The organism is Paraburkholderia lebeckiae (genome assembly GCF_014201005.1).
In the GTDB taxonomy this organism is placed as follows: Bacteria; Pseudomonadota; Gammaproteobacteria; order Burkholderiales; family Burkholderiaceae; genus Paraburkholderia; species Paraburkholderia tuberum.
On sequence record NZ_JACHDK010000012.1, the window covers coordinates 84,994 to 110,619 of the forward strand.

General features: G+C 64.0%; 24 protein-coding genes. 15 read left to right on the forward strand and 9 right to left on the reverse strand.

Features of this window, described 5'->3' with window-relative positions; all coding sequences use genetic code 11:
• Nucleotides 1-99 precede the first annotated feature (99 nt).
• The gene (gene rbfA / locus HDG39_RS22435) at nucleotides 100-465 is read left to right on the forward strand and encodes a 30S ribosome-binding factor RbfA (protein ID WP_008922231.1); all 366 of its coding nucleotides are present in this window, start codon (nucleotides 100-102) and stop codon (nucleotides 463-465) included.
• 77 nt (nucleotides 466-542) lie between these two features.
• The gene (truB, locus tag HDG39_RS22440; protein WP_184008730.1) at nucleotides 543-1,478 is read left to right on the forward strand and encodes a tRNA pseudouridine(55) synthase TruB; all 936 of its coding nucleotides are present in this window, start codon (nucleotides 543-545) and stop codon (nucleotides 1,476-1,478) included.
• A 124-nt stretch (nucleotides 1,479-1,602) separates the two neighbouring features.
• Here truB and HDG39_RS22445 read toward each other — a convergent pair whose 3' ends face one another.
• From HDG39_RS22445 to HDG39_RS22460, 4 genes are all read right to left on the reverse strand, one after another.
• A complete protein-coding gene (locus tag HDG39_RS22445) occupies nucleotides 1,603-3,165 on the reverse strand; it encodes a DHA2 family efflux MFS transporter permease subunit (RefSeq protein ID WP_184008732.1) in 1,563 nt (520 codons plus the stop codon).
• A gap of 34 nt (nucleotides 3,166-3,199) precedes the next feature.
• Complete coding sequence (locus HDG39_RS22450) at nucleotides 3,200-4,441, reverse strand: EmrA/EmrK family multidrug efflux transporter periplasmic adaptor subunit (RefSeq protein ID WP_184008734.1); 1,242 nt, start codon at nucleotides 4,439-4,441, stop codon at nucleotides 3,200-3,202.
• Between the two features lie 83 nt (nucleotides 4,442-4,524).
• Nucleotides 4,525-6,045: an efflux transporter outer membrane subunit gene (locus HDG39_RS22455; RefSeq protein ID WP_184008736.1), complete on the reverse strand. Its 1,521-nt coding sequence runs from the start codon at nucleotides 6,043-6,045 to the stop codon at nucleotides 4,525-4,527.
• Between the two features lie 52 nt (nucleotides 6,046-6,097).
• Nucleotides 6,098-6,613 (reverse strand): MarR family winged helix-turn-helix transcriptional regulator, encoded by a 516-nt coding sequence (locus HDG39_RS22460; protein ID WP_018418354.1) that lies wholly within the window; start codon nucleotides 6,611-6,613, stop codon nucleotides 6,098-6,100.
• Between the two features lie 317 nt (nucleotides 6,614-6,930).
• On the opposite strand from HDG39_RS22460, the gene typA reads away from it, so the two are divergent.
• The 6 genes from typA (at nucleotide 6,931) to HDG39_RS22490 (ending at nucleotide 16,769) form a co-directional block, all read left to right on the forward strand.
• Nucleotides 6,931-8,760, forward strand: coding sequence for a translational GTPase TypA (gene typA / locus HDG39_RS22465; RefSeq protein ID WP_184008738.1), 1,830 nt, complete (start codon nucleotides 6,931-6,933; stop codon nucleotides 8,758-8,760).
• 404 nt (nucleotides 8,761-9,164) lie between these two features.
• Nucleotides 9,165-12,026 carry a 2-oxoglutarate dehydrogenase E1 component gene (locus tag HDG39_RS22470; RefSeq protein ID WP_184008740.1) on the forward strand — a complete coding sequence of 954 codons (2,862 nt, stop codon included), beginning with the start codon at nucleotides 9,165-9,167 and terminating at the stop codon, nucleotides 12,024-12,026.
• Between the two features lie 140 nt (nucleotides 12,027-12,166).
• Complete coding sequence (gene odhB / locus HDG39_RS22475; protein ID WP_184008742.1) at nucleotides 12,167-13,444, forward strand: 2-oxoglutarate dehydrogenase complex dihydrolipoyllysine-residue succinyltransferase; 1,278 nt, start codon at nucleotides 12,167-12,169, stop codon at nucleotides 13,442-13,444.
• Nucleotides 13,445-13,582: 138 nt separating this feature from the next.
• Nucleotides 13,583-15,025: a dihydrolipoyl dehydrogenase gene (lpdA, locus tag HDG39_RS22480; RefSeq protein ID WP_184008744.1), complete on the forward strand. Its 1,443-nt coding sequence runs from the start codon at nucleotides 13,583-13,585 to the stop codon at nucleotides 15,023-15,025.
• 88 nt (nucleotides 15,026-15,113) lie between these two features.
• Nucleotides 15,114-16,211, forward strand: coding sequence for a cell division protein ZapE (zapE, locus tag HDG39_RS22485; protein WP_184008746.1), 1,098 nt, complete (start codon nucleotides 15,114-15,116; stop codon nucleotides 16,209-16,211).
• Between the two features lie 99 nt (nucleotides 16,212-16,310).
• The gene (locus HDG39_RS22490; protein ID WP_184008748.1) at nucleotides 16,311-16,769 is read left to right on the forward strand and encodes a transposase; all 459 of its coding nucleotides are present in this window, start codon (nucleotides 16,311-16,313) and stop codon (nucleotides 16,767-16,769) included.
• Nucleotides 16,770-16,917: 148 nt separating this feature from the next.
• On the opposite strand, the gene HDG39_RS22495 is transcribed toward HDG39_RS22490, so the two are convergent.
• A complete protein-coding gene (locus HDG39_RS22495; protein ID WP_184008750.1) occupies nucleotides 16,918-17,403 on the reverse strand; it encodes a DUF2147 domain-containing protein in 486 nt (161 codons plus the stop codon).
• Between the two features lie 200 nt (nucleotides 17,404-17,603).
• Nucleotides 17,604-17,999 (reverse strand): hypothetical protein, encoded by a 396-nt coding sequence (locus tag HDG39_RS22500; protein ID WP_409259198.1) that lies wholly within the window; start codon nucleotides 17,997-17,999, stop codon nucleotides 17,604-17,606.
• Nucleotides 18,000-18,210: 211 nt separating this feature from the next.
• Between HDG39_RS22500 and HDG39_RS22505 the strand changes: the two genes are divergently transcribed.
• Entirely contained in the window at nucleotides 18,211-18,927 is a 717-nt protein-coding gene (locus HDG39_RS22505; RefSeq protein ID WP_184008752.1) for a DUF2968 domain-containing protein, read from the forward strand.
• Between the two features lie 240 nt (nucleotides 18,928-19,167).
• Here HDG39_RS22505 and HDG39_RS22510 read toward each other — a convergent pair whose 3' ends face one another.
• On the reverse strand, nucleotides 19,168-19,359 hold the full coding sequence (locus HDG39_RS22510; protein WP_184008754.1) for a hypothetical protein: 192 nt from the start codon (nucleotides 19,357-19,359) through the stop codon (nucleotides 19,168-19,170).
• A 281-nt stretch (nucleotides 19,360-19,640) separates the two neighbouring features.
• Between HDG39_RS22510 and HDG39_RS22515 the strand changes: the two genes are divergently transcribed.
• Nucleotides 19,641-19,865 carry a hypothetical protein gene (locus tag HDG39_RS22515; RefSeq protein ID WP_184008756.1) on the forward strand — a complete coding sequence of 75 codons (225 nt, stop codon included), beginning with the start codon at nucleotides 19,641-19,643 and terminating at the stop codon, nucleotides 19,863-19,865.
• 30 nt (nucleotides 19,866-19,895) lie between these two features.
• Here the strand turns inward: HDG39_RS22515 and hfq are convergent, their stop codons facing one another.
• Nucleotides 19,896-20,369, reverse strand: coding sequence for an RNA chaperone Hfq (hfq, locus tag HDG39_RS22520; RefSeq protein WP_184008757.1), 474 nt, complete (start codon nucleotides 20,367-20,369; stop codon nucleotides 19,896-19,898).
• A 437-nt stretch (nucleotides 20,370-20,806) separates the two neighbouring features.
• On the opposite strand from hfq, the gene HDG39_RS22525 reads away from it, so the two are divergent.
• The 5 genes from HDG39_RS22525 to HDG39_RS22545 all read left to right on the forward strand — a co-directional run bounded on the left by HDG39_RS22525 (nucleotide 20,807) and on the right by HDG39_RS22545 (nucleotide 24,605).
• Entirely contained in the window at nucleotides 20,807-20,944 is a 138-nt protein-coding gene (locus HDG39_RS22525; protein ID WP_018418341.1) for a hypothetical protein, read from the forward strand.
• Nucleotides 20,945-20,970: 26 nt separating this feature from the next.
• Nucleotides 20,971-21,531 (forward strand): sigma-70 family RNA polymerase sigma factor, encoded by a 561-nt coding sequence (locus HDG39_RS22530; protein WP_184008759.1) that lies wholly within the window; start codon nucleotides 20,971-20,973, stop codon nucleotides 21,529-21,531.
• Nucleotides 21,531-22,439, forward strand: a complete 909-nt coding sequence (locus tag HDG39_RS22535; protein WP_184008761.1) for an anti-sigma factor family protein — start codon at nucleotides 21,531-21,533, stop codon at nucleotides 22,437-22,439. The genes HDG39_RS22530 and HDG39_RS22535 overlap by 1 nt, the downstream gene beginning before the upstream one ends.
• Before the next feature lie 96 nt (nucleotides 22,440-22,535).
• Nucleotides 22,536-24,113, forward strand: coding sequence for an FAD-binding oxidoreductase (locus HDG39_RS22540; RefSeq protein WP_184008763.1), 1,578 nt, complete (start codon nucleotides 22,536-22,538; stop codon nucleotides 24,111-24,113).
• A gap of 60 nt (nucleotides 24,114-24,173) precedes the next feature.
• On the forward strand, nucleotides 24,174-24,605 hold the full coding sequence (locus HDG39_RS22545; protein ID WP_184008765.1) for a hypothetical protein: 432 nt from the start codon (nucleotides 24,174-24,176) through the stop codon (nucleotides 24,603-24,605).
• Here the strand turns inward: HDG39_RS22545 and HDG39_RS22550 are convergent.
• On the reverse strand, nucleotides 24,602-25,540 hold the full coding sequence (locus HDG39_RS22550) for a DUF1571 domain-containing protein (RefSeq protein ID WP_184008767.1): 939 nt from the start codon (nucleotides 25,538-25,540) through the stop codon (nucleotides 24,602-24,604). The two genes, HDG39_RS22545 and HDG39_RS22550, sit on opposite strands and share 4 nt — an antisense overlap.
• Between the last annotated feature and the right edge of the window lie 86 nt (nucleotides 25,541-25,626).

Below are 25,626 nucleotides of genomic sequence, written 5' to 3' on the forward strand. Positions count from 1 at the left end.
CCCGCCGCGGCGACCGCGACGCCGTCGTATCGAACGAATATCGAACACGGCTCGCGCGAACCAATTTTTTGCATCCGTCTTAGCGGAGCACACAACACCATGCCTAAGAAACGTACTACTCCCAATCGCAACGTGCAGATCGCCGATCAGATCCAGCGCGACCTGGCTGAGCTGCTGCGCGAGGTCAAGGATCCGCGCATCGGCATCGTCACGTTTCAGAGCGTCGAGCTGACGCCCGACTACGCGCACGCGAAGGTCTACTTCACGACGCTGACGGGCGACCCGCAGCAAACGCTCGAAGCGCTGACGCACGCTGCCGGCCATCTGCGCAATCTGCTGTTCAAGCGCCTGCATATCCACACGGTGCCGACGCTGCATTTCCACTACGACAAGACGATCGAGCGCGCCGTGGAGATGTCGCGTCTGATCGACGAGGCAAATTCCACGCGCGCGAAAGACGACTGAGCGTCCGCCATGCCGTGGCGTTCCACGTAGCGCGCGGCGCCGTTTTTCGTTTTCCCGAACGTTCTGCCTCCCTCGACATGACCGCACCTCAACGCCCCCGCGTGCCGCGTCGCGCGCTCGACGGCGTGCTGCTGCTCGACAAGCCGCTCGGCCTGTCGAGCAACGACGCGCTGGTTCGCGCTAAACGTCTTTACCTGGCGAAAAAGGCGGGCCACACCGGCACGCTCGATCCGCTGGCAACCGGCCTGCTGCCGCTGTGTTTCGGCGAGGCCACCAAGTTTTCGCAAGACTTGCTCGAAGCCGACAAGACCTACGAGGCGACGATGCGCCTCGGTATCCGCACGACCACCGGCGACGCCGAAGGCGAGGCGTTCGACATCCGCGACGTCGACTGCGACGAAGCGGCGGTGCGGGCGGCCTTGCCGAAATTCATAGGCGAGATCGTTCAGATTCCGCCGATGTACTCGGCGCTCAAGCGCGATGGCAAGCCGCTGTACGAGTACGCGCGCGCTGGCCAGACGGTCGAACGGGAAGGGCGGCAGGTGACGATTCGCGCGCTCGCGCTGATTGCGTGCGCGTTGCCGGATGTGACGTTTCGCGTGACGTGCAGCAAGGGCACCTATGTGCGCACGCTTGCCGAGGATATCGGCGAGGCGCTCGGCTGCGGCGCGCATCTGGTCGCGCTGCGGCGCACGGGCGTCGGCGCGCTGACGCTGGAGCATTCAGTCACGCTCGACGCGTTGTCCGACGCGACTGAACTCGAACGCGACGCATGGCTGCAACCGGTCGACACGCTGCTGTCGACGTTCCCGCAGGTCTGTCTGAACGACGATGACACGCGCCGCTTCCTTCACGGCCAGCGCCTGAAGCTGTCGTCGTTGACGATCGCCGCCGACGCGGTGACTGCCCCGCGCGTAAGGGTGTACTCGGCGCAGGGGCGGCTTCTCGGGGTCGCGAAGCCGGGCGAAGGCGTGCTCGCACCCGACCGTCTGATCATGACGACGGAGAGCTAGAGGTCGCCGTTTTGCCAGCCCGGCGCGGACAATAAAAAAAAGGGATCGCCATCGAGGCGATCCCGTTTTGATCATGCCCTCCGGTGGAGCGATGTCGAACTAAAGCAACACCACGAACACCCCCTCAATGCGCCGCGGCCGCCGCCGCTCCCGCATCGCCGCCTGCCCGTTCCGGCCGCGTGATCCAGATGAGCGCGATCAGCGAGACAAAAATACCGGCCGAAATGAAGAACAGATCGTTTACGCCGAGCTGCGCGGCCTGCTGCGTGACCATGGTATTGAAGAGACCATAGGTCTGCTGCTGATCCAGGCCCGCCGCGCCCATCTGATGAATCGATTGACCGAACGCCGGGTTGTAAGCATTCGCCTGCTCGGTCAGTTGCGCGTGATGCATGATCGTGCGGTGATCCCAGGCGGTCTGGAAGATCGACGTGCCGATACCGCCGCACATGATCCGCACGAAGTTCGACAACCCCGAGGCCGCTGGAATCCGATGGCCCGGCAAGCCCGACAGCGTGATCGACACGAGCGGAATAAAGAAGCCGGCCATACCGATACCTTGAATCAGCGTGGGTAGCATCAGCGAGTACGTATCGACGCCCGTCGTATAACGCGAGCGCATCCAGAAACACAGCGCGAAAATCAGGAACGACAGCGTCGCGATATAGCGCGGATCGGTACGCGGCAGCACCTTGCCGGTCAGCGGCGACAACAGGACCGCGAACACACCGACGGGTGCCATCACGAGTCCGGCTTCGGTCGCCGTGTAGCCGATATCCGTCTGCAGCCACAGCGGCAACAGCACGAGATTGCCGAAGTAAAGCCCATAGCCGATCGACAGCGCGATCGTGCCGCCGGTGAAATTGCGCCGGCTGAACAGCGACAGATCAACCACCGGATGCTCGGCCGTCAACTCCCATACGATGAAGAACGCGAGCGCGATCACCGCGACGAGCGCGAGCGCGACGATCGTCGTCGACGAGAACCAGTCGAGGTCCTTGCCCTTGTCGAGCATCACCTGAAGCGAGCCGACCCAGACGATCAGAAGACCGAGGCCGACTCCGTCGATTGGCGCCTTCCTGATGACCGAATCGCGGTTACGGAAGATCATCCACGTCGCGGCGGCCGCGACCGCGCCGACGGGAATGTTGACGTAGAAGATCCACGGCCACGAGATGTTGTCGGAAATCCAGCCGCCGAGAATCGGACCGGCAACCGGTGCGATCAGCGTGGTCATCGCCCACATCGATAGCGCCATCGGCGCCTTCGCGCGCGGATAGCTCGCGAGCAGCAGCGTCTGCGACAGCGGGATCATCGGGCCGGCCACCGCGCCTTGCAGCACGCGCGACGCAAGCAGGAACGGCAGGTTCGGCGACAGCCCGCACATCCATGACGACAGCACGAACAGCACGATCGACGCCATGAACAGCCGCACCTGGCCGATGCGGTCGGTGAGCCAGCCGGTCAGCGGCACCGAGATCGCGTTGGCCACTGCGAACGACGTAATCACCCACGTGCCCTGGTCGGACGATACGCCGAGGTCGCCGGAAATGGAGGGGATCGACACGTTCGCGATCGACGTGTCGAGCACGTTCATGAACACGGCGAGCGACACCGCGATGGTGCCGATCACCAGTTGCGCGCCCTCGAGCGGCGGGTGAGGGACTTGCGCCTGAGCCTGAGCCATTAAAAGAGCCTTCTATGAATCATCGGGCGGCCCCTCAGCTCTTATGGGCCGCCGGTTTCGCGGCGGCCGCGGCGCTCGCCGCGGTCGACTTCTGCGCGCCGCCGTTCGCGTTCGTGCCGGCGTTTTCCGAGATGATGCGAGCGATTTCCGCATCGGCTTCCGCGCCGTACTTGTCGAAGACGTTGGTCTGGTAAGCCGTGGACGGCGCCTGACCGAGCTGGCCGCCGGTGTCGTCCTTGATGTTCACGTCAGCTTGCATCGACAGACCGATACGCAGCGGATGCTTCTCCAGTTCCTGCGGATCGAGCGAAATACGCACCGGCAGACGCTGCACGACCTTGATCCAGTTGCCGGTCGCGTTCTGCGCGGGCAGCAGCGAGAACGCCGAACCCGTGCCGGCCGAGAAGCCGACCACCTTGCCGTGATACGGCACCGACGAGCCGTAGACGTCGGCCGTCAGTTCGACCGGCTGGCCGATGCGCATGTGCTTCAGTTGCACTTCCTTGAAGTTCGCTTCGACCCACACGTCATGCAGCGGCACGATCGCCATCAGCGGCGAGCCCGGCGATACGCGCTGGCCGAGCTGCACCGAGCGTTTTGCGACATAGCCTGTGACCGGCGCCGGCAGAGTATTGCGAGCGTGGTTCAGGTATGCGTCGCGCAGCTTCGCGGCGGCGGCCTGCACGTTCGGGTGATCGGCGATCGTGGTGTTCGCGGTCAGCGCGCGGTTTGCCGCGAGTTGCTGTTTGGCGGCGTCGAGCGCGGCTTGCGCGCTCTTCACGGAGTCGCGTGCGTGCGAAATTTCTTCCTGCGATACCGCGCCGGTCTGCGCGACCGTCATACGGCGCTTCAGGTCGTCCTGGGCGCGCGACAGATCGGCCTGGCTCGCCGCGACCCGCGCTTCGTACTGGCTGTCGTCGGCGAACAGACCGCGCACCTGGCGCACCACCTGCGCAAGATTGGCCTCGGCCTGTTCGAGCGCGACGCGCGCGTCGGCCGGGTCGAGCACGACGAGCGGGTCGCCGGCCTTGACGACCTGGGTGTCGTCCGCGTTGACCGCGATCACGGTGCCCGTGACCTGCGGGGTGATCTGCACGACGTTGCCGCTCACGTAGGCGTCGTCGGTGTCTTCATGGAAGCGCGCGACGAGGAAGTAGTACAGGCCGTACGCGATCGCGGCAATCAGAATCACGATGACGAGCAGCGTCATCATGCGCTTGCGTTTGCCGTTGTTCGCCGCTTGCGGTGGAGTGGCGGGCTGCTGGGGGGTGCTCATTGATGTGCTCCGGGTTCTTTTGAACGTCGTCGTTTATTCGGGTGTTCGTGTCTATGCCTATGCGTCGGCGCGGGCGGGCTCGCTCAGTTCGCGGCGGTGCTCGTGGCGTGGTTCGCAGCGTTGGCCGATGCGGGAGCATCGGTCGGCACGACGAGACCGGTCTGGGTTGCGTCGAAGCCGCCGCCCAGTGCCTTGATCAGACCGATCTGCAGACTGCGGCGGCGCATTTGCAGACCCGTGACCGTCTGCTCGGCGGCAAGGCGGTTTTCGTCGGCGGTGAGCACCTGCAGCTGCGGCGACAGGCCGGCCTTGTAGCGGATTACGGCGAGTTGGTACGCCTTGCTCGACGCATCGAGCGCGCGCTGGGCGTCGCCCTCCTGGCGGTCGATCGAGCGGATCGACGACACCTGCGTCGATACGTCCTGCAGCGCGTTGATCAGCGTCTGGTTGTAGTTCGCGACGTCGCCCTCGAAGTCGGCGTAGCGGCCCTTCAACTGCGCGCGCAACGCGCCGGCGTCGAAGATCGGCAGATGGATCGCCGGGCCGAACTGGATCTGACGGCTCGACGCGGTCAGGAAACGGCCCCAACCGAACGCGTCGAAGCCGAAGCCGGCCGCGAGATTCACGTCCGGGTAGAACTCGGCTTTCGCTTCTTTCACGTCATGCATCGCGGCTTCGACCTGCCAGCGCGCGGCGACGATGTCGGCGCGACGCGCCACGAGGTCGGCCGGGATATTGCCCGGCAGAGCGACCACGTCGCCGCCGGTGAGCACCGGCTTGTCGATCTGCAGGCCACGGTCCGGGCCTTTGCCGAGCAGCGCGCCCAACTGGTAGCGCACGACGGTGATCTGGCCGTCGAGGTCGGTCAGGTTCGACTGGCTCGTCGCGACGTTGCCGGCGGCGGTCTGCTTCTCGACGTTGGTGTCGAGGCCGGCCGTCACGCGGTCATTCGTGATACGGCCAACGTCCTGGCGGTTCGCGATTTCACGCGCGGCGATGTCGCGGAACGCATACAGCTGCGCGAGCTGGTTGTAGGTGCTCGCGACCGACGCGGCGAGCGTCACGCGCGCCTGCTGCATATCGGCCTCGGCGGCCTTCTGCTGCGACACGGCCTGGCCGAGCCGCTGACGGTTCTTGCCCCACAGGTCGAGGTCCCACGACGCGCTCGCGAGCACGTTGTTCTCGCTATACCAGGTGCCGCCGAACGGAGGCGGGTAAAGGGAGTTTGCCGAGTACAGCTCGCGGGTCCACGAATAGCTCGCATTGACCTTCGGGAACAGCGCTGCGCGCGAGCTTTCGATATACGACGAAGCCTTTGCGAGCCGCGCTTGCGCCTGGGCGATCGACGGGCTGCCCTCGAGCGCTTCCGCGATCAGCTTCGGCAGTTGCGGGTCGCCGAACTGGTTGGCCCAGTCGAGCGATGGCCACTGGCCGCCCTCGTTGGGCAGACTCTGCGTCGACTCGTACTGCGTCGGCGATGCGATCTGCTTGTCGCTTTTGACGCCGAAGTAGTTCGCGCACCCCGTGAGGGCGAGCGCCGTCACCGCGGCGGCGACAGCGGCCCGGCTCGACAGCGCGGGCGCGGACAGGGAAAGGGATTTCATCGCTCGACTCTTCTTTGAGTGGAATGTATTGATGGACGCAGCAAGCAAGCTATTACGATTTGCTATCGGAATGGCTTGCGGCGTCGCGGGAAAGTCCCGTGTGTTCGCCGGAATTGACGAGCACGCGACGCAGCATGCTCTTCAGGAAGCCCACTTCTTCCGGGGTGAACCCGTTCAGCAGGTTATCGAGCACGCCATTGAAAATGGCCGGCATGCGAGCCGCGATGGCATGGCCTTCCGGCGTCAACGCGAGGCGCACGACGCGCCGGTCTTCGTTGCTGCGCACCCGCGTGAGCAGGCCGCGCTTTTCGAGCCGGTCGATCAGGCGCGTGACGGCGCTTGCGTCGATACCGTATTCACGCGCCAACTCAGCCGCGAGCAGGCATTTGCCGCTCGCCACCATGAACAGGATGCTGCCTTGCTGGCTGGTGATGCCGAGTTCGGCCATGCTGCGCTGCGTGACCAGGTTTAATAGCGTCGATTTCACCCGTGAAATGAGATAGCCGACGCTTTCGCCGAGCTGGTACTCGCTGAGATTCGGCGTGGGTTCGTTGGACGGCTCCGTCATGATTCTCGTGCGAATGCAATGGTTGACTAGGCATTAGTATAGCTGGCTGTTGATTGACGCGACAAGCGTTAATACAGCTTAGGCAAGGATTATTTCGCGCTAAAGCAACAAACCGTACGGAATGACGTAGGGCGGGGCAAGGCGCGATTCGCGCAACTCGCGCAGAGCGGACGGTCTATCGGGGAATACCAGAAAGGATCATCCGTGCGTGCTATAATTTCGGGTTCCCAAAAGTGCGCTTTGGGCTTGTTGTCGTGGTTAGGCTCCTCAACCAGCAGCATAAGCAAGCGGCGCACTCAACCGTCTTCAGGTTTCCTATGACCCGCGCCCTACGCAACATCGCCATCATTGCTCACGTCGACCACGGCAAGACCACGCTCGTCGACCAGCTCCTCCGTCAGACCGCCACGTTCCGCGAGAACCAGCAGATCGCCGAGCGCGTGATGGACTCGAACGACATCGAAAAAGAGCGCGGCATCACGATCCTGTCGAAGAACTGCGCGGTGGAGTACGAGGGCACGCACATCAATATCGTCGACACGCCGGGGCACGCCGACTTCGGCGGCGAAGTGGAGCGCGTGCTGTCGATGGTCGACTCGGTGCTGCTGCTCGTTGACGCGGTGGAAGGCCCGATGCCGCAAACCCGCTTCGTCACGAAGAAGGCGCTCGCACTGGGTTTGAAGCCGATCGTCGTGGTCAACAAGGTCGACCGTCCGGGCGCGCGGATCGACTGGGTGATCAACCAGACCTTCGACCTGTTCGACAAGCTCGGCGCGAGCGAAGAGCAGCTCGACTTTCCGATCGTCTACGCATCGGGCCTGAACGGCTACGCGGGTCTCACGCCTGATGTACGCGACGGCGACATGCGTCCTTTGTTCGAGGCAATCCTGCAGCACGTGCCGGTGCGCCCGGCCGACCCGGAAGGTCCGCTGCAATTGCAAATCACGTCGCTCGACTACTCGTCGTACGTTGGTCGTATCGGCATTGGCCGTATCACGCGCGGCCGCATCAAGCCGGGCATGGCTGTCGCGGTGCGCTCGGGGCCGGAAGGCGAAATCCTCAATCGCAAGATTAACCAGGTGCTGTCGTTCAAGGGTCTTGATCGCGTGCAGGTCGACTCGGCTGAGGCGGGCGACATCGTGCTGATCAACGGTATCGAGGAAGTGGGCATCGGTGTGACGATCTGCTCGCCGGAACAGCCGGAAGCGCTGCCGATGATCACCGTCGACGAACCCACGCTGACGATGAACTTCCTCGTCAACTCCTCGCCGCTCGCGGGCCGAGAAGGCAAGTTCGTCACGAGCCGCCAGATTCGCGACCGCCTGATGAAGGAACTGAATCACAACGTCGCGCTGCGCGTGCGCGATACCGGCGACGAAACGACGTTCGAAGTGGCCGGCCGCGGCGAGCTGCACCTGACCATTCTGGTCGAAAACATGCGTCGCGAAGGCTACGAGCTGGCCGTGTCGCGTCCGCGCGTCGTGATGCAGGAAATCGACGGCGAGAAGCACGAGCCGTACGAAAATCTGACCGTCGACATGGAAGACACCCACCAGGGCGGCGTGATGGAAGAACTTGGCCGCCGCAAGGGCGAAATGCTCGACATGGCATCGGACGGCCGTGGCCGCACGCGTCTCGAGTACCGTATTTCGGCGCGTGGTCTGATCGGTTTCCAGTCGGAATTCCTCACACTCACGCGCGGTACGGGTCTGATGAGCCACACGTTCGATTCTTACCAGCCGGTCAAGGAAGGGGCGGTCGGCGAACGTCGTAACGGCGTGCTGATCTCGCAGGACGACGGCGCGGCAGTCGCATACGCACTCTGGAAGCTGCAGGACCGCGGCCGCATGTTCGTGTCGCCGGGAGAAGCGCTGTATGAAGGCATGATCATCGGCATCCACAGCCGCGACAACGATCTCGTCGTGAACCCGATCAAGGGCAAGCAGCTTACCAACGTGCGCGCGTCTGGCACCGACGAAGCCGTGCGTCTCGTGCCGCCGGTTCAACTGTCGCTCGAATACGCGGTCGAGTTCATCGACGACGACGAACTCGTCGAAGTCACGCCGAAGTCGATCCGTCTGCGCAAGCGCTACCTGAAGGAACACGAGCGCCGCAGCGCGAGCCGCAACAAGGTTGCCGGCGAATAAGCCGGACTCGAATATCCGTCTGGATAGCAGGAAGCGGAAGCCACCTTCGGGTGGCTTCCTTGTTTTTGGCGCATCAAAACGTTTGGCGCTGCATCATGCCTGCCACTTTCCGGGGCGGCACACATGTAGACACCCATCGCGCCGTTCGCCTTCATTTCTCACAGAACACTGTTGCGCGCTGTGAAAAGGCACCCCGTCACCCGTGAAACCCCGCCATCACAGGCTTTGCGCCTGTGCCGTTCGCTATCTGGGCCATTCGTTCTGTGCTATGCTCCCGGGTGCAAAGTTTTAGGTCCTTCCAAGCAAGACTTGATTCGCGCAATCCGCTAAACGGTCAGGCCGTGTCGCGGAAGGTTCGGTAACCCGCTATTTCTCGAGAAACTCGAAGAAAGGTGAGCGTAAAAATGATGAAGCAATTCCAGTCGAACTCTTATCTGTTCGGCGGCAATGCTCCGTACGTTGAAGAAATGTACGAAGCGTATCTCGATAATCCGGCGTCAGTGCCCGAGACCTGGCGCAGCTATTTCGATGCGTTGCAGAACGTGCCCGCATCGGACGGCAGCAACGCCAACGACGTGGCCCATGGCCCGATCGTCGAATCGTTTGCCCAGCGCGCCAAGGCCAATGCCTTCCTGCCGCGCGCAACGGCTGGCGGCGAAGATCTCGCAACCGCCCGCAAACAGGTTTACGTCCAGTCCCTCATCGGCGCATATCGCTTCCTCGGCTCGCAATGGGCCAATCTCGATCCCCTGAAGCGCCGCGAACGTCCCGCGATCCCCGAACTTGAACCCGCGTTCTACGACTTCACCGAAGCCGACATGGACCAGGAGTTCAGCGCAACGAATCTGTACTTCGGGTTCGAGCGCGCGACGCTGCGCGAGATCGTCAAAGCCCTGCGCGACACGTACTGCGGCACGATCGGCGCCGAGTACATGTACATCAGCGATCCGGAGCAGAAGCGCTGGTGGAAGGAACGCCTCGAATCGATCCGTTCGACGCCAAGCTTCAACAACGACAAGAAGAAGCACATCCTGAATCGCCTGACGGCCGCCGAAGGCCTCGAGCGTTTCCTGCACACCAAGTACGTCGGCCAGAAGCGCTTCTCGCTCGAAGGCGGCGAAAGCTTCATCGCGGCGATGGACGAAGTCGTGCGTCACGGCGGTCTGCGCGGCGTTCAGGAAATCGTCATCGCGATGGCTCACCGTGGCCGTTTGAACGTGCTGGTCAATACGCTCGGCAAGATGCCCGCAGACCTGTTCGCCGAATTCGAAGGCAAGCACGTCGATGATCTGCCGGCTGGCGACGTGAAGTACCACAAGGGCTTCTCGTCGGACGTCGCGACGGAAGGCGGCCCGGTTCACCTGTCGCTCGCGTTCAACCCGTCGCACCTCGAAATCGTCAACCCGGTGGTCGAGGGCTCGGCGAAGGCGCGTATGGACCGTCGCGGCGACGAAAACGGCGTTCAGGTGCTGCCGGTGCAGATCCACGGCGACGCGGCTTTCGCGGGCCAGGGTGTCGTGATGGAAACGCTGAACCTCGCGCAAACGCGCGGTTACGGCACGCACGGCACGCTGCACATCGTCATCAACAACCAGATCGGCTTCACGACGTCGGACCCGCGCGACTCGCGCTCCACGTTGTACTGCTCGGACGTCGTCAAGATGATCGAAGCGCCGGTGCTGCACGTGAACGGTGACGATCCCGAAGCGGTCGTGCTGGCCACCCAGATGGCGATCGACTTCCGCATGCAGTTCCACAAGGACGTCGTCGTCGACATCGTCTGCTTCCGCAAGCTGGGCCACAACGAGCAGGACACCCCGGCGGTCACGCAGCCGCTGATGTACAAGACGATTTCGAAGCACCCCGGCACGCGCGCGCTGTACGCTGAAAAGCTCGTTCAGCAGGGCATCATCAAGGCCGAGGATGGCGAGGAATTCGTCAAGGCCTATCGCAAGGCGATGGACGAAGGCCACCACACGGTCGACCCGGTGCTCTCGAACTACAAGAGCAAGTACGCGGTGGACTGGGTGCCGTTCCTGAACCGCAAGTGGACCGACGCGGCCGACACGGCCGTGCCGCTCGCGGAACTGAAGCGCCTCGCCGAACGCATCACCACGATTCCGGAAAGCTTCAAGGTTCACCCGCTCGTCGAGCGCGTGATCAACGACCGTCGCGCCATGGGCCGCGGCGAAGCGAAGCTCGACTGGGGCATGGGCGAGCACCTCGCGTTCGCATCGCTGGTCGCTTCGGGCTACGCAGTTCGTCTGACCGGTCAGGATTCGGGCCGCGGCACGTTCACGCACCGTCATGCGGTGCTGCACGACCAGAACCGCGAGCGCTGGAACGACGGCACCTATGTGCCGCTGCAGAACATCGCCGAAGGTCAGGCGAAGTTCACGGTGATCGACTCGGTGCTGTCGGAAGAAGCGGTGCTCGGCTTCGAATACGGTTACTCGACCGCTGAACCGAACACGTTCGTCGCGTGGGAAGCGCAGTTCGGCGACTTCGTGAACGGCGCGCAGGTCGTGATCGACCAGTTCATCTCGTCGGGCGAAGTGAAGTGGGGCCGCGTGTCGGGCCTGACCATGCTGCTGCCGCACGGCTACGAAGGCCAGGGTCCGGAGCACTCGTCGGCGCGTATCGAGCGTTTCCTGCAACTGTGCGCAGACCACAACATGCAGGTCGTTCAGCCGACCACGCCGGCGCAGGTCTTCCACCTGCTGCGTCGCCAGATGATCCGCCTGTTCCGCAAGCCGCTGATCGTCGCGACGCCGAAGTCGTTGCTGCGTCACAAGGAAGCCGTGTCGGATCTGTCGGAACTCGCGAAGGGTTCGTTCCAGCCGGTCATCGGCGAAGTGGACGAAACCATCGACGCGAAGAAGGTCAAGCGCGTGCTGGCCTGCTCGGGCCGCGTGTACTACGACCTGGTCGCGCATCGCCGTGAAGCGAAGGTGAACGACGTCGCGATCATCCGTATCGAACAGCTGTATCCGTTCGCGCACAAGCAGTTCGAAGCGGAAATGAAGAAGTACGACAACGCAACCGAAGTGGTGTGGGTGCAGGACGAGCCGCAGAATCAGGGCCCCTGGTTCTACATCGAGCACCATCTGAAGGAAGGCATGAAGGAAGGGCAGAAGCTGGCGTACAGCGGCCGTCCGGCTTCGGCCTCGCCGGCAGTCGGCTACTACGCGAAGCACTACGAGCAGCAGAAAGCGCTGATCGAAGGCGCTTTCGGCCGTCTCAAGAGCGCGTCGATCGCTAAATAAAGAAACAGACGAGCCGGGAAAGCGCAGTGCGCTTTCCCGCGCCGCGCCGAACGACCCCATGAGGTTCAGGCGCGGCGTTCACGGTTCGCAGGCGGTCGTGAAGAAGCGCCGTCACCCGATACGTATTCAGGATACTCATAATGGCTATTGTTGAAGTCAAGGTTCCCCAGCTCTCCGAGTCGGTCTCGGAGGCAACCATGCTGCAGTGGAAGAAGAAGCCCGGCGAGGCTGTCGCTCAGGACGAAATCCTCATCGAAATCGAGACCGACAAGGTCGTGCTCGAAGTGCCGGCACCGGCAGCAGGCGTGCTCGCGCAAGTCATTTCGAACGACGGCGACACGGTCACGGCTGAGCAGGTGATCGCGAAGATCGACACGGAAGGCACCGCAGGCGCCGCCGCTGTCGAAGCCGAAGTGAAGCCGGCTCCGGTCGCGGCTGCGGCTCCCGCACCGGCGGCTCAGGCGGCTGCCGCAACGGGCTCGAACACCGCTGCTTCGCCGGCTGCCGGCAAGCTGATGGCCGAGAAGGGTCTGGCTGCTGGCGAGCTCGCCGGCACGGGCCGCGACGGCCGCATCACGAAGGGCGACGTGCTCACCGCTGGCCAGGCTGCTCCGGCGGCTGCCAAGGCCGCACCGGCTCCGGCTGCCGCGCCGAAGGCTGCGAAGCCGTCGCTGCCGGACGTCAAGGCACCGGCGTCGGCCGACCAGTGGCTGAAGGACCGTCCGGAACAGCGCGTGCCGATGTCGCGTCTGCGTGCGCGTATCGCCGAGCGTCTGCTCGAATCGCAGCAAACCAACGCCATCCTTACGACGTTCAACGAAGTGAACATGGCGCCGGTCATGGATCTGCGCAACAAGTACAAGGACAAGTTCGAGAAGGAGCACGGCGTGAAGCTCGGCTTCATGTCGTTCTTCGTGAAGGCGGCTGTTCACGCGCTGAAGAAGTTCCCGCTCGTGAACGCGTCGATCGACGGTAACGACATCGTCTATCACGGCTACTTCGACATCGGTATCGCTGTCGGCTCGCCGCGTGGTCTGGTGGTGCCGATCCTGCGCAATGCAGATCAGCTGAGCCTCGCCGACATCGAGAAAAAGATCGCCGAATTTGGCCAGAAGGCGAAGGACGGCAAGCTGTCCATCGAAGAAATGACCGGCGGTACATTCTCGATCTCGAACGGTGGCGTGTTCGGCTCGATGCTGTCGACCCCGATCATCAACCCGCCGCAGTCCGCGATTCTCGGCGTGCATGCCACCAAGGAACGCGCAGTGGTCGAAAACGGCCAGATCGTGATCCGCCCGATGAACTACCTCGCGCTGTCGTACGACCACCGAATCATCGACGGCCGCGAAGCAGTGCTGTCGCTGGTCGCGATGAAGGATGCGCTGGAAGATCCGGCTCGCCTGCTGCTCGACCTGTAAGCGCACGTTCCACCGACGCCGGCCGGCGGTTTGCGCGGGCCGGCGTCATCCGTAGCACGTCTTTAGCATTCCGCAGTACAGGAACGGCGCGCGCCACCTCGGGTGGCCCGGCGCCGTTCCGCCATCAAAGGGATTGTCATGTCCAAAGAATTTGACGTCGTCGTGATCGGCGCAGGCCCTGGCGGTTATATCGCAGCCATCCGCGCAGCGCAGCTCGGCAAGACCGTCGCATGTATCGAAAAGTGGAAAAACCCGGCCGGCACGCTGAAGCTCGGCGGCACCTGCCTGAACGTCGGCTGCATTCCGTCGAAGGCGCTGCTCGCTTCGTCGGAAGAGTTCGAGAACGCGTCGCATCACCTTGCCGACCACGGCATCTCGGTGGAAAACGTCTCGGTCGATATCTCGAAGATGATGGGCCGCAAGGACGGCATCGTCGAGAAGATGACCAAGGGCATCGAATTCCTGTTCCGCAAGAACAAGATCACGTGGCTCAAGGGCCATGGCAAGTTCACCGGCAAGACGGACGCCGGCGTGCAGATCGAAGTGAGCGGCGAAGGCGAAGATGGTGCAAGCAGCGAAGTCGTCACGGCGAAGAACGTGATCATCGCAACGGGTTCGAAGGCGCGTCATCTGCCGGGCATTCCGGTCGACAACAAGCTGATCGCCGACAACGAAGGCGCACTCTCGTTCGACACGGCACCGAAGAAGCTCGCCGTGATCGGCGCAGGCGTGATCGGTCTGGAACTCGGCTCGGTGTGGCGCCGCCTCGGCGCGGACGTGACCGTGCTCGAAGCGCTGCCGGAATTCCTCGGCGTGGCTGACCAGGCGCTGTCGAAGGAAGCGGCCAAGCAGTTCAAGAAGCAAGGTCTCGACATCCAGGTCGGCGTGAAGGTCGGCGAAGTGAAGGCGAGCGAGAACGGCGTGACGATCGCCTACACGGACAAGGACGGCAACGCGCAGACGCTCGAAGCCGACCGCCTGGTCGTGTCGGTCGGCCGCGTGCCGAACACCGACAACCTCGGCCTCGAAGCGATCGGCCTGAAGGCCAACGAGCGCGGCTTCATCGACGTGGACGACCACTGCGCGACGGCCGTGCCGAACGTGTACGCGATCGGTGACGTGGTGCGTGGCCCGATGCTCGCGCACAAGGCTGAGGACGAAGGCGTGCTGGTTGCCGAAGTGATCGACGGTCAGAAGCCGCACATCGACTACAACTGCATTCCGTGGGTGATCTACACCGAACCGGAAATCGCATGGGTCGGCAAGACGGAGCAGCAACTGAAGGCGGAAGGCCGCGAGATCAAGACCGGTCAGTTTCCGTTCATGGCTAACGGCCGCGCGCTCGGCATCAACAAGGCGGACGGTTTCGTCAAGATGATCGCCGACGCGAAGACCGACGAACTGCTCGGCGTGCACATCATCTCGGCGAACGCATCGGACCTGATCGCGGAAGCCGTGGTGGCGATGGAGTTCAAGGCGGCGTCGGAAGACATCGGCCGTATTTGCCATCCGCACCCGTCGCTGTCGGAAGTCATGCGCGAAGCGGCACTCGCCGTCGACAAGCGCGCGCTGAACATGTAAGCACGCACGCCTGACCGAAACGCAACCTTGGCATCACCAAAGGCGGGCGGGGTTCAATCCCTCCCGCCTTTCTTTTTGCAGCAACACGATGAACGTCACCGAATACTACGAAAAAGAACTGCAGACGCGCGGTTATCAATCCGATCCGGCGCAGCGCGCGGCGGTCGACCGCCTGCAGCGGTGCTATGAAGAGTGGGTCGCATACAAGTCGCGCCGCTCGAACGCGTTCAGGAAGCTGATCATTCACCCGGATCTGCCGCGCGGCGTGTACATGTGGGGCGGCGTGGGCCGCGGCAAGAGCTTCCTGATGGACAGCTTCTACATGATCGTGCCGTTGCATCGCAAAACCCGTCTGCACTTTCACGAGTTCATGCGCGAAGTGCATCGCGAACTCGAAGAACTCAAAGGCCGGGCCGATCCGCTCGACGAACTCGCGCGCCGCATTGCGAAGCGCTATCGGCTGATCTGTTTCGACGAATTCCACGTGTCGGATATCGCCGACGCGATGATCCTGTATCGCTTGCTCGACAAGCTGTTCGAGAACGGCGTGCAGTTCGTGATGACGTCAAACTACGCGCCCGACACGCTGTACCCGGACGGCCTGCATCGCGACCGCATGCTGCCCGCGATCGAGCTGATCAAGCAGAAACTCGACGTGATCAACGTCGACGCGGGGATCGATTATCGCCAGCGCACGCTCGCGCAGGTGGAGGTCTACCACACGCCACTGGACGCCGCTGCCGGCAAGGCGCTGCGCGACGCTTTCGGGCGCCTCGCCGCGGTGCCCGACGAAAGCCCGCTGCTGCATATCGAGAAGCGCGAGCTGAAGGCGCTGCGCCGCGCGGACGGCGTGGTCTGGTTCGACTTCGCGACGCTGTGCGGGGGCCCGCGCTCGCAGAACGACTACCTCGAACTCGCGACCCGCTTTCACGCGGTGATCCTGTCGGACGTACCGCAGATGTCGGTGCGCATGGCGTCGGAAGCGCGCCGCTTCACGTGGCTCATCGACGTGTTCTACGACCACAAGGTCAAGCTGTTGATGTCGGCTGCGGTGCCGCCGGAGCAGTTGTACGTCGACGGTCCGATGGCTAATGAATTCACGCGTACGGTGTCGCGCATCGTCGAGATGCAGTCGAAGGAGTATCTCGACACGCCGCGCCGGATCGTCGACACGTCCCTAACCTGAGCTACCGCGCACGACACATTTTCAGGATTCGGAGTGGTCTGATATTCCGCGCACGGATGACTGGCTATCTTTTGTCGTTGTTCTGACAAAGGAGGAAGCATGAACCCGTATCGCGAAATCACCGATGAAGAATGGCAGCGCGTTGCGCCACTGCTGCCTGAACTCCGGCCGCGTACCGAAATGCGTGGCCGTCCACTTGCCGATACCCGCTCGGTGCTCAACGGCGTACTTTGGGTCATGTATAGCGGCGTCACCTGGTCCGCAATGCCGCGCCGCTACCCGTCATATCAGACCTGTCATCGCCGCTTCAAGTCGTGGTACGAATCGGGCGTGCTCAAGCACGTCACGGAGCAACTGCTCGGCACCGAGAGCGAAGAATTCTGCAGATTGATGGAAGCGCGTATGCGCACGCACGCGAGCGTGCAGCACAAGCGCGCCGCGTCCAAGCGCGTGCCCGCGGCGTTTCGTGTTCCGGCCGCCGGATACAATCCGGTACCGGCCACGTCGGTGCCGGCGTCGCCGATCGCTTACACTGCACCGCTCAAGCAGGCAGCATGACCATCGCAAACAGCTTGCCCCAATGAAAACGGCCGCGCGATTCTTGATCGCCGGCCGTTTTTTATGTCGCACCTCCTGGCGCAGAGCGCGCATCATGCGCACATTCAGGCGACGAGCCAGGCGCCACGCATGCGCCGCCCGTCGACCCTCATTGCTGCCGTATCCACGTTTGCGAGCGGCCAAGCAGCGCGACCCCAATGTAGCCACGCACCACGAGCTTGTTGCCGCCGTCCTCGAGATGCATCTTGCATTTGTAGACCTTGCCGTTTTCAGGATCGAGAATCTGGCCGTGATCCCACGCGTCGCCATCCTTCTTCATGCTGTTGATGATGGTCATGCCGAGGACCGGTTGATCCTTTCGCGCGTCGGTGCATTCGGTGCAACGGCGATCCGGCTGGTCGTTCGCGCCGAGACCCTTGATAACCTTGCCGTTCAGTTCGCCATTGCCGTCCTGTGTGATCTGCACGAGCGCCTTCGGCTGGCCCGTGTGATCGTCGATGGTTTGCCACGTGCCGATCGGTGTATCGGTCTGCGCCATCGCGGTCGCGGCGCTGGCGAGCAGGGCGCCGGCGAGCGCGGCGTGACGGGCGGTGCGCAACGCAAGCGCGCCGGCACGTCGAGTGAATTGCGTCATTGTCTTCCTCCTTGATATGAGACAGCGCGATCATGGTCGCGCTGCGTTATGGGCATCGTGGTCGGATGTGCGGTACCGGCCCTCGCGATGCGCAACGATGCCAGCGGTGTGCCGTTCGCATCGTCAGCGCAGAATACGCGAAAGTGCATGCGTCGTTTGATAGTGGAGCTTCTAATCCGCTCGCGCACTTCTGAACCCTGTCAATTCAGCTGGCAGCGGAACCTCGCGTTGATGCGCGGACTGTGCGATGCGCTCTCCAGCGGCGCGTCACCGAGCGCTTTTCCGACGGACACATCGAGGCTGTAGCAGTGTGCATCCGAAACGCCGAAGCCGAACACGATCGATGAAAACTGCAACTGCGACGGCGTGCCCGCGTGCAGATAGACGGGCGCTACGTCGAACGACACGTACGGCGAGAACGAGCGCAGATATGTGAAGCCGAGCGTGATCGGCCGGTTGGCCTCGACCGTCGCGCCCCAGCCCGAATCGCCCGACGCATTGCCCGGCTCATAGCATGTCCTTGCCGACGAGCGGTTGAAGCGTTGCGCGACTTCGTCGAACAAAATCAACTTCCCGCCGTCGACCTGCACGGTCACGTTCGGACCGCGGTGGGGCGCCTCGATCAGCGGCAGCGAATCGAACGGGTTGTCGCCTGCCGCCGTGCCGGTGCGGCGGGACTACGCTTGTGCCTGTTCTATAGAAGCAAACGCGCAAGTACCAAATTTTTGACGAAGAGCCCGAAACCCGCGAAAGTGAGTGATAATTCCCCGTTTCCTACTAAAACAAAATCTGTTCAACAGGTATCACATGGACCGAAAGTCGAAGCTACGAGAGATTGCTCTGGCCGCATGCATCGTATTGGGGGCCCTTCAGGGCGCGAATGCACAGGCTCTGCAGAACAGTGGTGCGAGCGGTACGGTGGTGTCCCAGCCGGGTACGACGAGTGCGTTGCCCGACACCTCGCAGGCCGGCCAGGCGGAAACCACTGCACTGACGCCGGATGAAAACCGGCAATCCGCCACCGGGAACGTGGCTGAATTGCAGCAGATGATCCGCGGCCCGGATCTGACCGAATTGCGCACTACGTATAACGGCAGCTATGGCGCGAGCCTGCTGTTCTACGGCAAGGAGATGACCTACTACGTCGCGCTGTTCCAGCAGAAAAACTTCTGGCGGGTCATCAAGTCGCAGGACGCCGCGCGCGCCGAGCTAATCTACAAGGATTTCGCGCGGCAGACGATGCAACTGTCGGACATCGAGATCCGCCGTACGCAACTCGAAGCGCAGAAGGCGTTCACGCAGCGCATGGTCGCGCTGTCGCAGGAACGCGCGAGCCGGCTGCAGGCCGACCTCGACGTCGCGCGTCAGCAGCAAAGCATCGTCGCGAGCCAGCAGGAGCAGAAGCGCGCCGAGGCGACCGAACTGGCGCAGCAGAAGGCCGCCGCGCAGGATCAGTTGCGCGTCGCGCAGCGCCAGGTGCGCGACCTGCAACGTCAGCTCAATAGCGGCTTGCCGGTGCATTGAGCACGACGGTGTGAGCCTGCTGGAGTGGCGGGACGGCGCGGAAATTGGTGCGCCGTCCGGCTCGTCCGTGGGCGTTACCGTTGTTGTGTTTGATCGGTGCTTTCCGCACCCCGCCAACCCGCGGATCGCACTTTTACCGCCGGGCTTTTCGGCATTTGCACTCGGCATTTTTCGCGAGCCCTGACGGCTCATTGCCGTGTCGTTGTGCGCCGCCGTCGTACATCGCAAGACGGCGCGACTTCAATGCCGCTTGCGCGTATCCGCTTGCGTTTTACGCATCCGTTCGCGAGACGGCTGCGTCATGTCGACGGCGATCGGATCGCTGGCGGGAAAGCTTTCCATCAGCGCTTCGTCGAGCCGCGTATCGGCGGACGTCGGCGGCGTCCGGCGCGTGCGCGCAGGTCGGGAGGCATGCTGGTTTTTGCTGGTCATGGCGCGCTCCATCGGTAGAGGGTCAATCATTCAGCATAGCGCATCGCGGCTATCGGCGAACGACCGCCGGTTGGCGCAGGCGCGTCGTTTAAAACCTCCCGGCATCGATTCGTTCTCCGGGTGTCCCGGCCGTGCTCGAACCGCGCTCGAACCGCGCTCGAACCGCGCTCGAACTGCGCTCGAACTGCGCTCGAACTGCGCTCGAACTGCGCTCGAACTGCGCTCGAACTGCGCTTGAGCCGCGAGCGACACCTCGACCGATCCATCACACAGCGAACCAGATGAGCGGGAAAAAGCCGGCGGGCACGCGACGAGTGCTCGCAGCCCACGTTGCGGAAGCCGAACTGGAACACCTGGATTGGGCGACGCGGCAACCAGCGCACCTGTTCGACGCCGGCTACTGGCGGCGCCGCGTGCTGGCGGTCAAGGGGAGATTCGAGCTGACCGAGCGTCAGCTGACCCAACTGGAGAAAATTCTGCGGCGCCTCGGTCCGTCCACGGAGTAGCGAGGCGCGGCCGTTACCGCTTCTTCGTATTTATTCCTGATTGCCGCCGGGGCTACCGCCGCCGTGATTGCCGCCATGATTGCCGCTTTCGCCGCCGGTGCCGAACAGACGCCGCCGCCGCGTGACGACCACGGGACCTTCGGAGTTGCCGCTACGCTCGCTCGGCGCGCGTTCCGCCGACGGCGCACCGTACGATTCACGCCCTTCACGCGGCTCGCGATGTTCGCGCGAACCATGCGGACCGCGCGCGCCATGTTCGCCATGCGACGTTCGGCCCGTGCGCGGCGCCGGCCGCGTGCCGGTGTCGAGCTGGATCGTGGAGATCGCGCGCTTGTAGATGCCTTGCAGGCCAACCGGCGTGCGCAGCATCACCAGGTACTGATCGAACGACTCGATGCATCCGGTCAGGCGGATGCCGTTGACCAGGTAGATCTCGACGCGCTTTCGTTCCTTGCGCGCAGCGTTCATGAAGTCGTTTTGCGGATGCGATTCTGCGGAAGCCATGGACAATTCAGGTTAGATAGACGGTGGTTCGCCGCGATTTTACCCTTTCTACCCTATGCGGGGGCAGAACGCGTCGGCGGGGCGGACTTTGTCCACTATAACGACTTGTGAGCACATAAGCATCCGATAACGCGGGACTGTAACGTTGAGTTACGAATCTGCTGGTCAATGTCGTCTTCTTCCGGTCTCTCCAGGCATTGCCGGCATGGTTGGCGGAAAAGGAAGAACATAGGGGCATGTTGCGCGACCACGGCGGCGGCGTCGAAGCGCCGCGAAAAAGCCCGGAGAAACAGCGCAGCGAAACAGCGCCACGACGGCGATGGAATAAACCACGCGATCGCGGCGTTAAGTCCAGTATGGCAGTACCGCATTCCGCGGCTGCCGCCCGCTGCGCCGGTCGGTCGATCGCGTGCCGGGCATCTGCCAGGAGGTTCACCATGAAAGTATCCCGTATTCTGTCAGCGCTCTTCGTCCTGCTCGCGCTCGCGTGCGGCTCCCTCGCGCACGCGGCCGATACCGACAACGCCGCGTCGGGTTCGAGCAACAACAGCAACAGCAGCGGCGGCGGCTACTAACGCCGCGACCGAGCCTGGCACGCCGGGTGACATTCGAAGCGGAAGTGATCGCGTGGTTGCCCCAGCTGCGCCGCTATGCGCGCGCACTGACGGGCGACCGCGCCTGGGCCGACGATCTCGTGCAGGATACGGCGGAGCGCGCGCTTGCGCGCTGGTCGGCATTCCGGCCGAACAGCAACCTGCGCGCGTGGCTGCTGACGATCCTGCGGCATCTGTACATCGACCAGTTGCGCGGGCGCCGCGAGATCGCCGTCGACGACGAAAGCGCGCCGTGGCGCAATCTCGAGGCGCCGCACGGCGAGGTCGACGGTCTGGTGCTGCGCGATGTGCAGCGCGCGCTGTACTGCCTGCCGCTCGAGCAGCGTGAGGTGCTGCTGCTGGTGTGCGTCGAGGAGCTGTCGTACCAGGAGGCATCGAGCGCGCTGGGGGTGCCGATCGGTACGGTGATGTCGCGGCTGTCGCGCGCGCGCGAGCATATGCGCACGTTGCTGTGCGAGGAACCCCCAGGACCGATGCACGGACCACAGCCCCGTGCGCCGCGGGCGGCGCATACAGTCGCGCCGCTGAAAGTGGTGAGAAACCGATAATGAACAACGATGACTCCGATTCCGGCTTGCATGACGAGCTCGATCTGCGCGCGCTGTCGGCCTATGTCGATGGCGAATTGCCGGAAGAGCAGCAAGCCGCGATCGAAACGCAGCTTCGCCAGCACCCGCAGGCCGCCGCGCGCGTGGCCGCGTGGCGCGCGCAGAAGGCGGCGCTGCGGGCGCTGTGCGGCGTGCCGGACAGCGATGCGCGGCAAGCGCAAGCAGGGCAGGGGGCCGACGATCGGCAGCAAGCCGCTGAATCCGGCGAGCGAAGCTATGCAGGCAGCCAGCCCACGGAGGCGGAGGAGCCGGCTTTTATCGTCGTGCGTCGGACGCGGCCGTGGTGGCAGCGTGCGGGTCTCGCCGCCTGCTGGCTCGCGGCTGGCGCCGGGCTCGCGCTGGCCCTCGGTCCGCTCGCGCCGCGGCTGACCGGCGGCGCGTGGAGCGGCCTCGGCGGACAGCCGGCCGGCTTTGCGCAGCGCGCGGATGTCGCGTACGCGGTGTACTCGCCGGAGCGGCGTCATCCGGTCGAAGTCGCCGCCAGCGAAGAGGCGCATCTGATCACCTGGCTGTCGAAGCGGCTGAATCGTCCGCTGTCGGTGCCGTCGCTGCAGGAGTATGGTTATTCGCTGGTGGGCGGCCGGCTGTTGCCCGGCGAGGCCGGGCCGGCTGCGCAGTTCATGTACGAGAACCAGGCCGGCGCGCGCCTGACGCTGTACGTGACCGGCGTCACACGCGACGAAACCGCGTTCCGTCTGTTTCGGGACGGCAACCGCCGCACCTTCTACTGGATCAGCGACGGCATGGGCTACGCGCTGTCTGGCGCGATCGCGGAAGGCAAGCTGCGCGAGATCGCGATCGACGTGTGCAGCGCGCTCGGTGGTAAGCCTGAGACGTGGCAGCAGTAGCGGGCGGTAGGGTGTCGTCAAGGCAGTCAGCGGCGACGCACGCATAGCTGCCCGCGCGACTGCACCTGCGGGTTACCCGACCGACAAGGAGACGCCTTGCCCCAGACGCTGCCGCCCAACCTGTCCGCCGCGCAGTTCGACCGCGCGCTCGCCGGCTGGCGCGCGATCGTCGGTGAAGCGCATGTGCTGCGGTCCGAAGCCGGCCTCGCCGCCTATGTCGATCCGTTCGCACCTGGCGAGCCGGGGGCGTTTGTCGCGAGCGCCGCGCTGCTGCCCGCGTCGGTCGATGAAATCCGCGCGGTGCTGCGCATCGCCAATCAGTACCGGATTCCGCTGTGGACCGTCTCGACCGGGCGCAACTTCGCGTACGGCGGCGCGGCGCCGCGTCTCAGCGGCTCGGTCGTGCTCGACTTGCAGCGCATGAACCGCATCCTCGAAGTCAACGAAACGCTCGCCTACGCGCTGGTCGAACCGGGCGTCAGCTATTTCGATCTGTACGCGCATCTGCGCGACAAGGGCTACAAGCTGTGGGTCGATCCACCGGCTGCCGGCTGGGGCAGCGTGGTCGGCAACACGCTGGAGCGTGGCTTCGGCTATACCGACTACGGCGATCACGCGGCGGCCCAATGCGGGATGGAGGTCGTGCTCGCCAACGGCGACGTGCTGCGCACCGGCATGGGCGGCGTCGAGATCGGCACCGCGTGGCAGCTGTATCAGCCGGGCTACGGGCCGTCGTTCGATGCGATGTTCATGCAGTCGAACTACGGCATCGTGACGAAGCTCGGCGTGTGGCTGATGCCCGCGCCGCCAGCGTATCTGCTCGGCGAAATGCAGTTTCGTCGCGAGGCCGATCTGGAGGAGATCGTCGAGATTCTGCGGCCGTTGCGGCTCGACGGCACGATCCGCAATCACGCGGTGATCGAGGGCGGATTGCGGCGCGCGGCGAGCCTGTCGCCACGCCGGCAGTGGTACGACGGCGCGGGCGCGATGCCCGGGAGCGCGGTGCAGGCGATGCTCGACAAACTCGACGTCGGGCGCTGGAACCTCCATTTCGCGCTGTACGGCACGCCCGAGTTGATCGACGCGCGCTACGCGCTGATCGAGCGCGCGTTCGCGCGGGTGCGAGAGGCGCGGTTCACGGCGGCGCGCTATGCGGGCGATGCTCTGCCGACTGGCGGCGGCGATCGCAACATGGCCGGCATTCCCGCGATGAGCGCGTTTCGCATGCTCGACTGGCGCGGCGGCGCGGGCGCACACGTCGACTTCGCGCCGATCTGTCCGGCGACCGGGCGCGACGCGATGCGCCAGTACACGATGGTGAAAGCGCGCGCCGCCGAATACGGCCTCGACTACTACGGTGGCTTCACCGCGGGCGCGCGGCATCTGCATCATATTTTCGCGGCGATTTTCGATCGCGACGACGCGAACCAGGTGGAGCAGGCCGGCGCGCTGCTGCGCTCGCTGATGAGCGACGCGCGCGCGGCCGGCTACGGCGAATATCGCGCGCATCTCGCGTACATGGATTTCGCGGCCGCGCAATACAGCTTCAACGACGGTGCGTCGCTGCGCTTCGCGGAAACGCTGAAGGATGCGCTCGACCCGAACGGCATTCTCGCGCCGGGCAAGCAGGGCATCTGGCCGGCGGCGTGGCGCGACCGGCGGGGGTACACGTGAACGACGCGTGCGGACACGCACGGCAAACCGACGCGCAAACAGATTGGAACGTACACGCCAATGGATCGACGCACTTTCATGCTCACCGGTGCATGCCTCGCGACGGCCGCGGGCGGCGCATGGCCGTGGCTCGCGCAAGCCGCCGCGTGCGCGGACGATGCGCGCGCGTTCGCGATCGTCGACTCGACGCTCGAATGCGGCGCGTCGTTCGCACGCTATGCCGCGCATCTTCGGTTGCCGACCTTCGAAACCGGCGACGATGCGGGCGCGCTCTGGTTCACCACACTTGCGCCGCTGCTCGACGATGGGCGGACCCCGCACGCGATGCCCGCGCTGATCGGCTTCACGCGCGCGTCCGATTACTTCGTCCTGCAACACCTCGCGCTTCGCACGGGACGCTTCGTCGAGCATCGTCACGAAGCGCGCGAGGGGCTGCATGCGCAACCCGCCCACGTGGCCTTCGCACTGACGCCGCGCAGCGCGCGCGGCTAAAACTTGTAGTTCTTGTTCTTCGGATCGAAGGTCGAATCGTCGAATGGCTTCGGCGTGATGCTCTCGAACACGATCTGCTCGAAAATCTTGCCGTCGTTGTCGTAAGACTCGACGCTGCGAAAGAACGGATGACGCAGATCGAGCCCGAGCGTTTCCCTTTTCGCGTAGAACTGTGGCTGACCGACCGGTGTTTCGAACGTGAACGCGACGACGCGCACACCGTCGATCGTCTTCACTGCGATCTGCACCGAACGCGGCAAGCCGGCCTCGGTGTACTTTTTTCCTTCGCTCAGGTATTGATCGGCAACGTACTCGGTGCCGAGATCGCGCACGCTGTGATTCGATTGCGAGCGTGCGAGCGTGCCGGTCAGCGACGTCCACAACGGCATCACGTTCATGATGCCGCCGAGGTGGCCGTAGGTTTCGTCGCTACGTTTCGATTCGTCGTAGATGATTTCCTGGCCCGCATGCGCGCCGTCGGGCAGCCACTTCGCGTAGATGCGCAGCGGGTCGTGCGCGACGCGCACCAGCATGTGATCGGGCTGGTCGGGCCATATGCCGCGAATGCGTTCGGAGCGCGACATCGTTAACTCGTACGACGGGTAGTCGTTCGGCCCTTCCTTGATATAGCGCGGCAGCGTCAGCGGATCGAGCGACTGGAACAGCGCGACCAGTTGCGCGTCGTCGAGCTTTTCGAGCGTGCCGCCTTGCTGCGCGGCGCGCAGCCATTTGACCTGCTGGTCGAGTGTCAGCTTGCCGACCTGCGCGGCCGGCGTGGTGGGCGGCTTGACGGCGCTCGCGGTGTTGAGCGGGGGCGGGCGATCGTCGTTCTGCGCGAAGGCCGTCGGCACCGACAGCAGGCCGACCGCGACGAGCAGCGCACCCGGCAAGCGCTGTCGCAGGCGATGCGAACGGGCGGACATGCGGTGCTTCATGAATTTCTCCAGAAAGTGACGCGGCCGCTCATGCAACATGCAAGGCAATAACGCGAAGCAACAAAGCAATAACGCTTTGAAGCAAC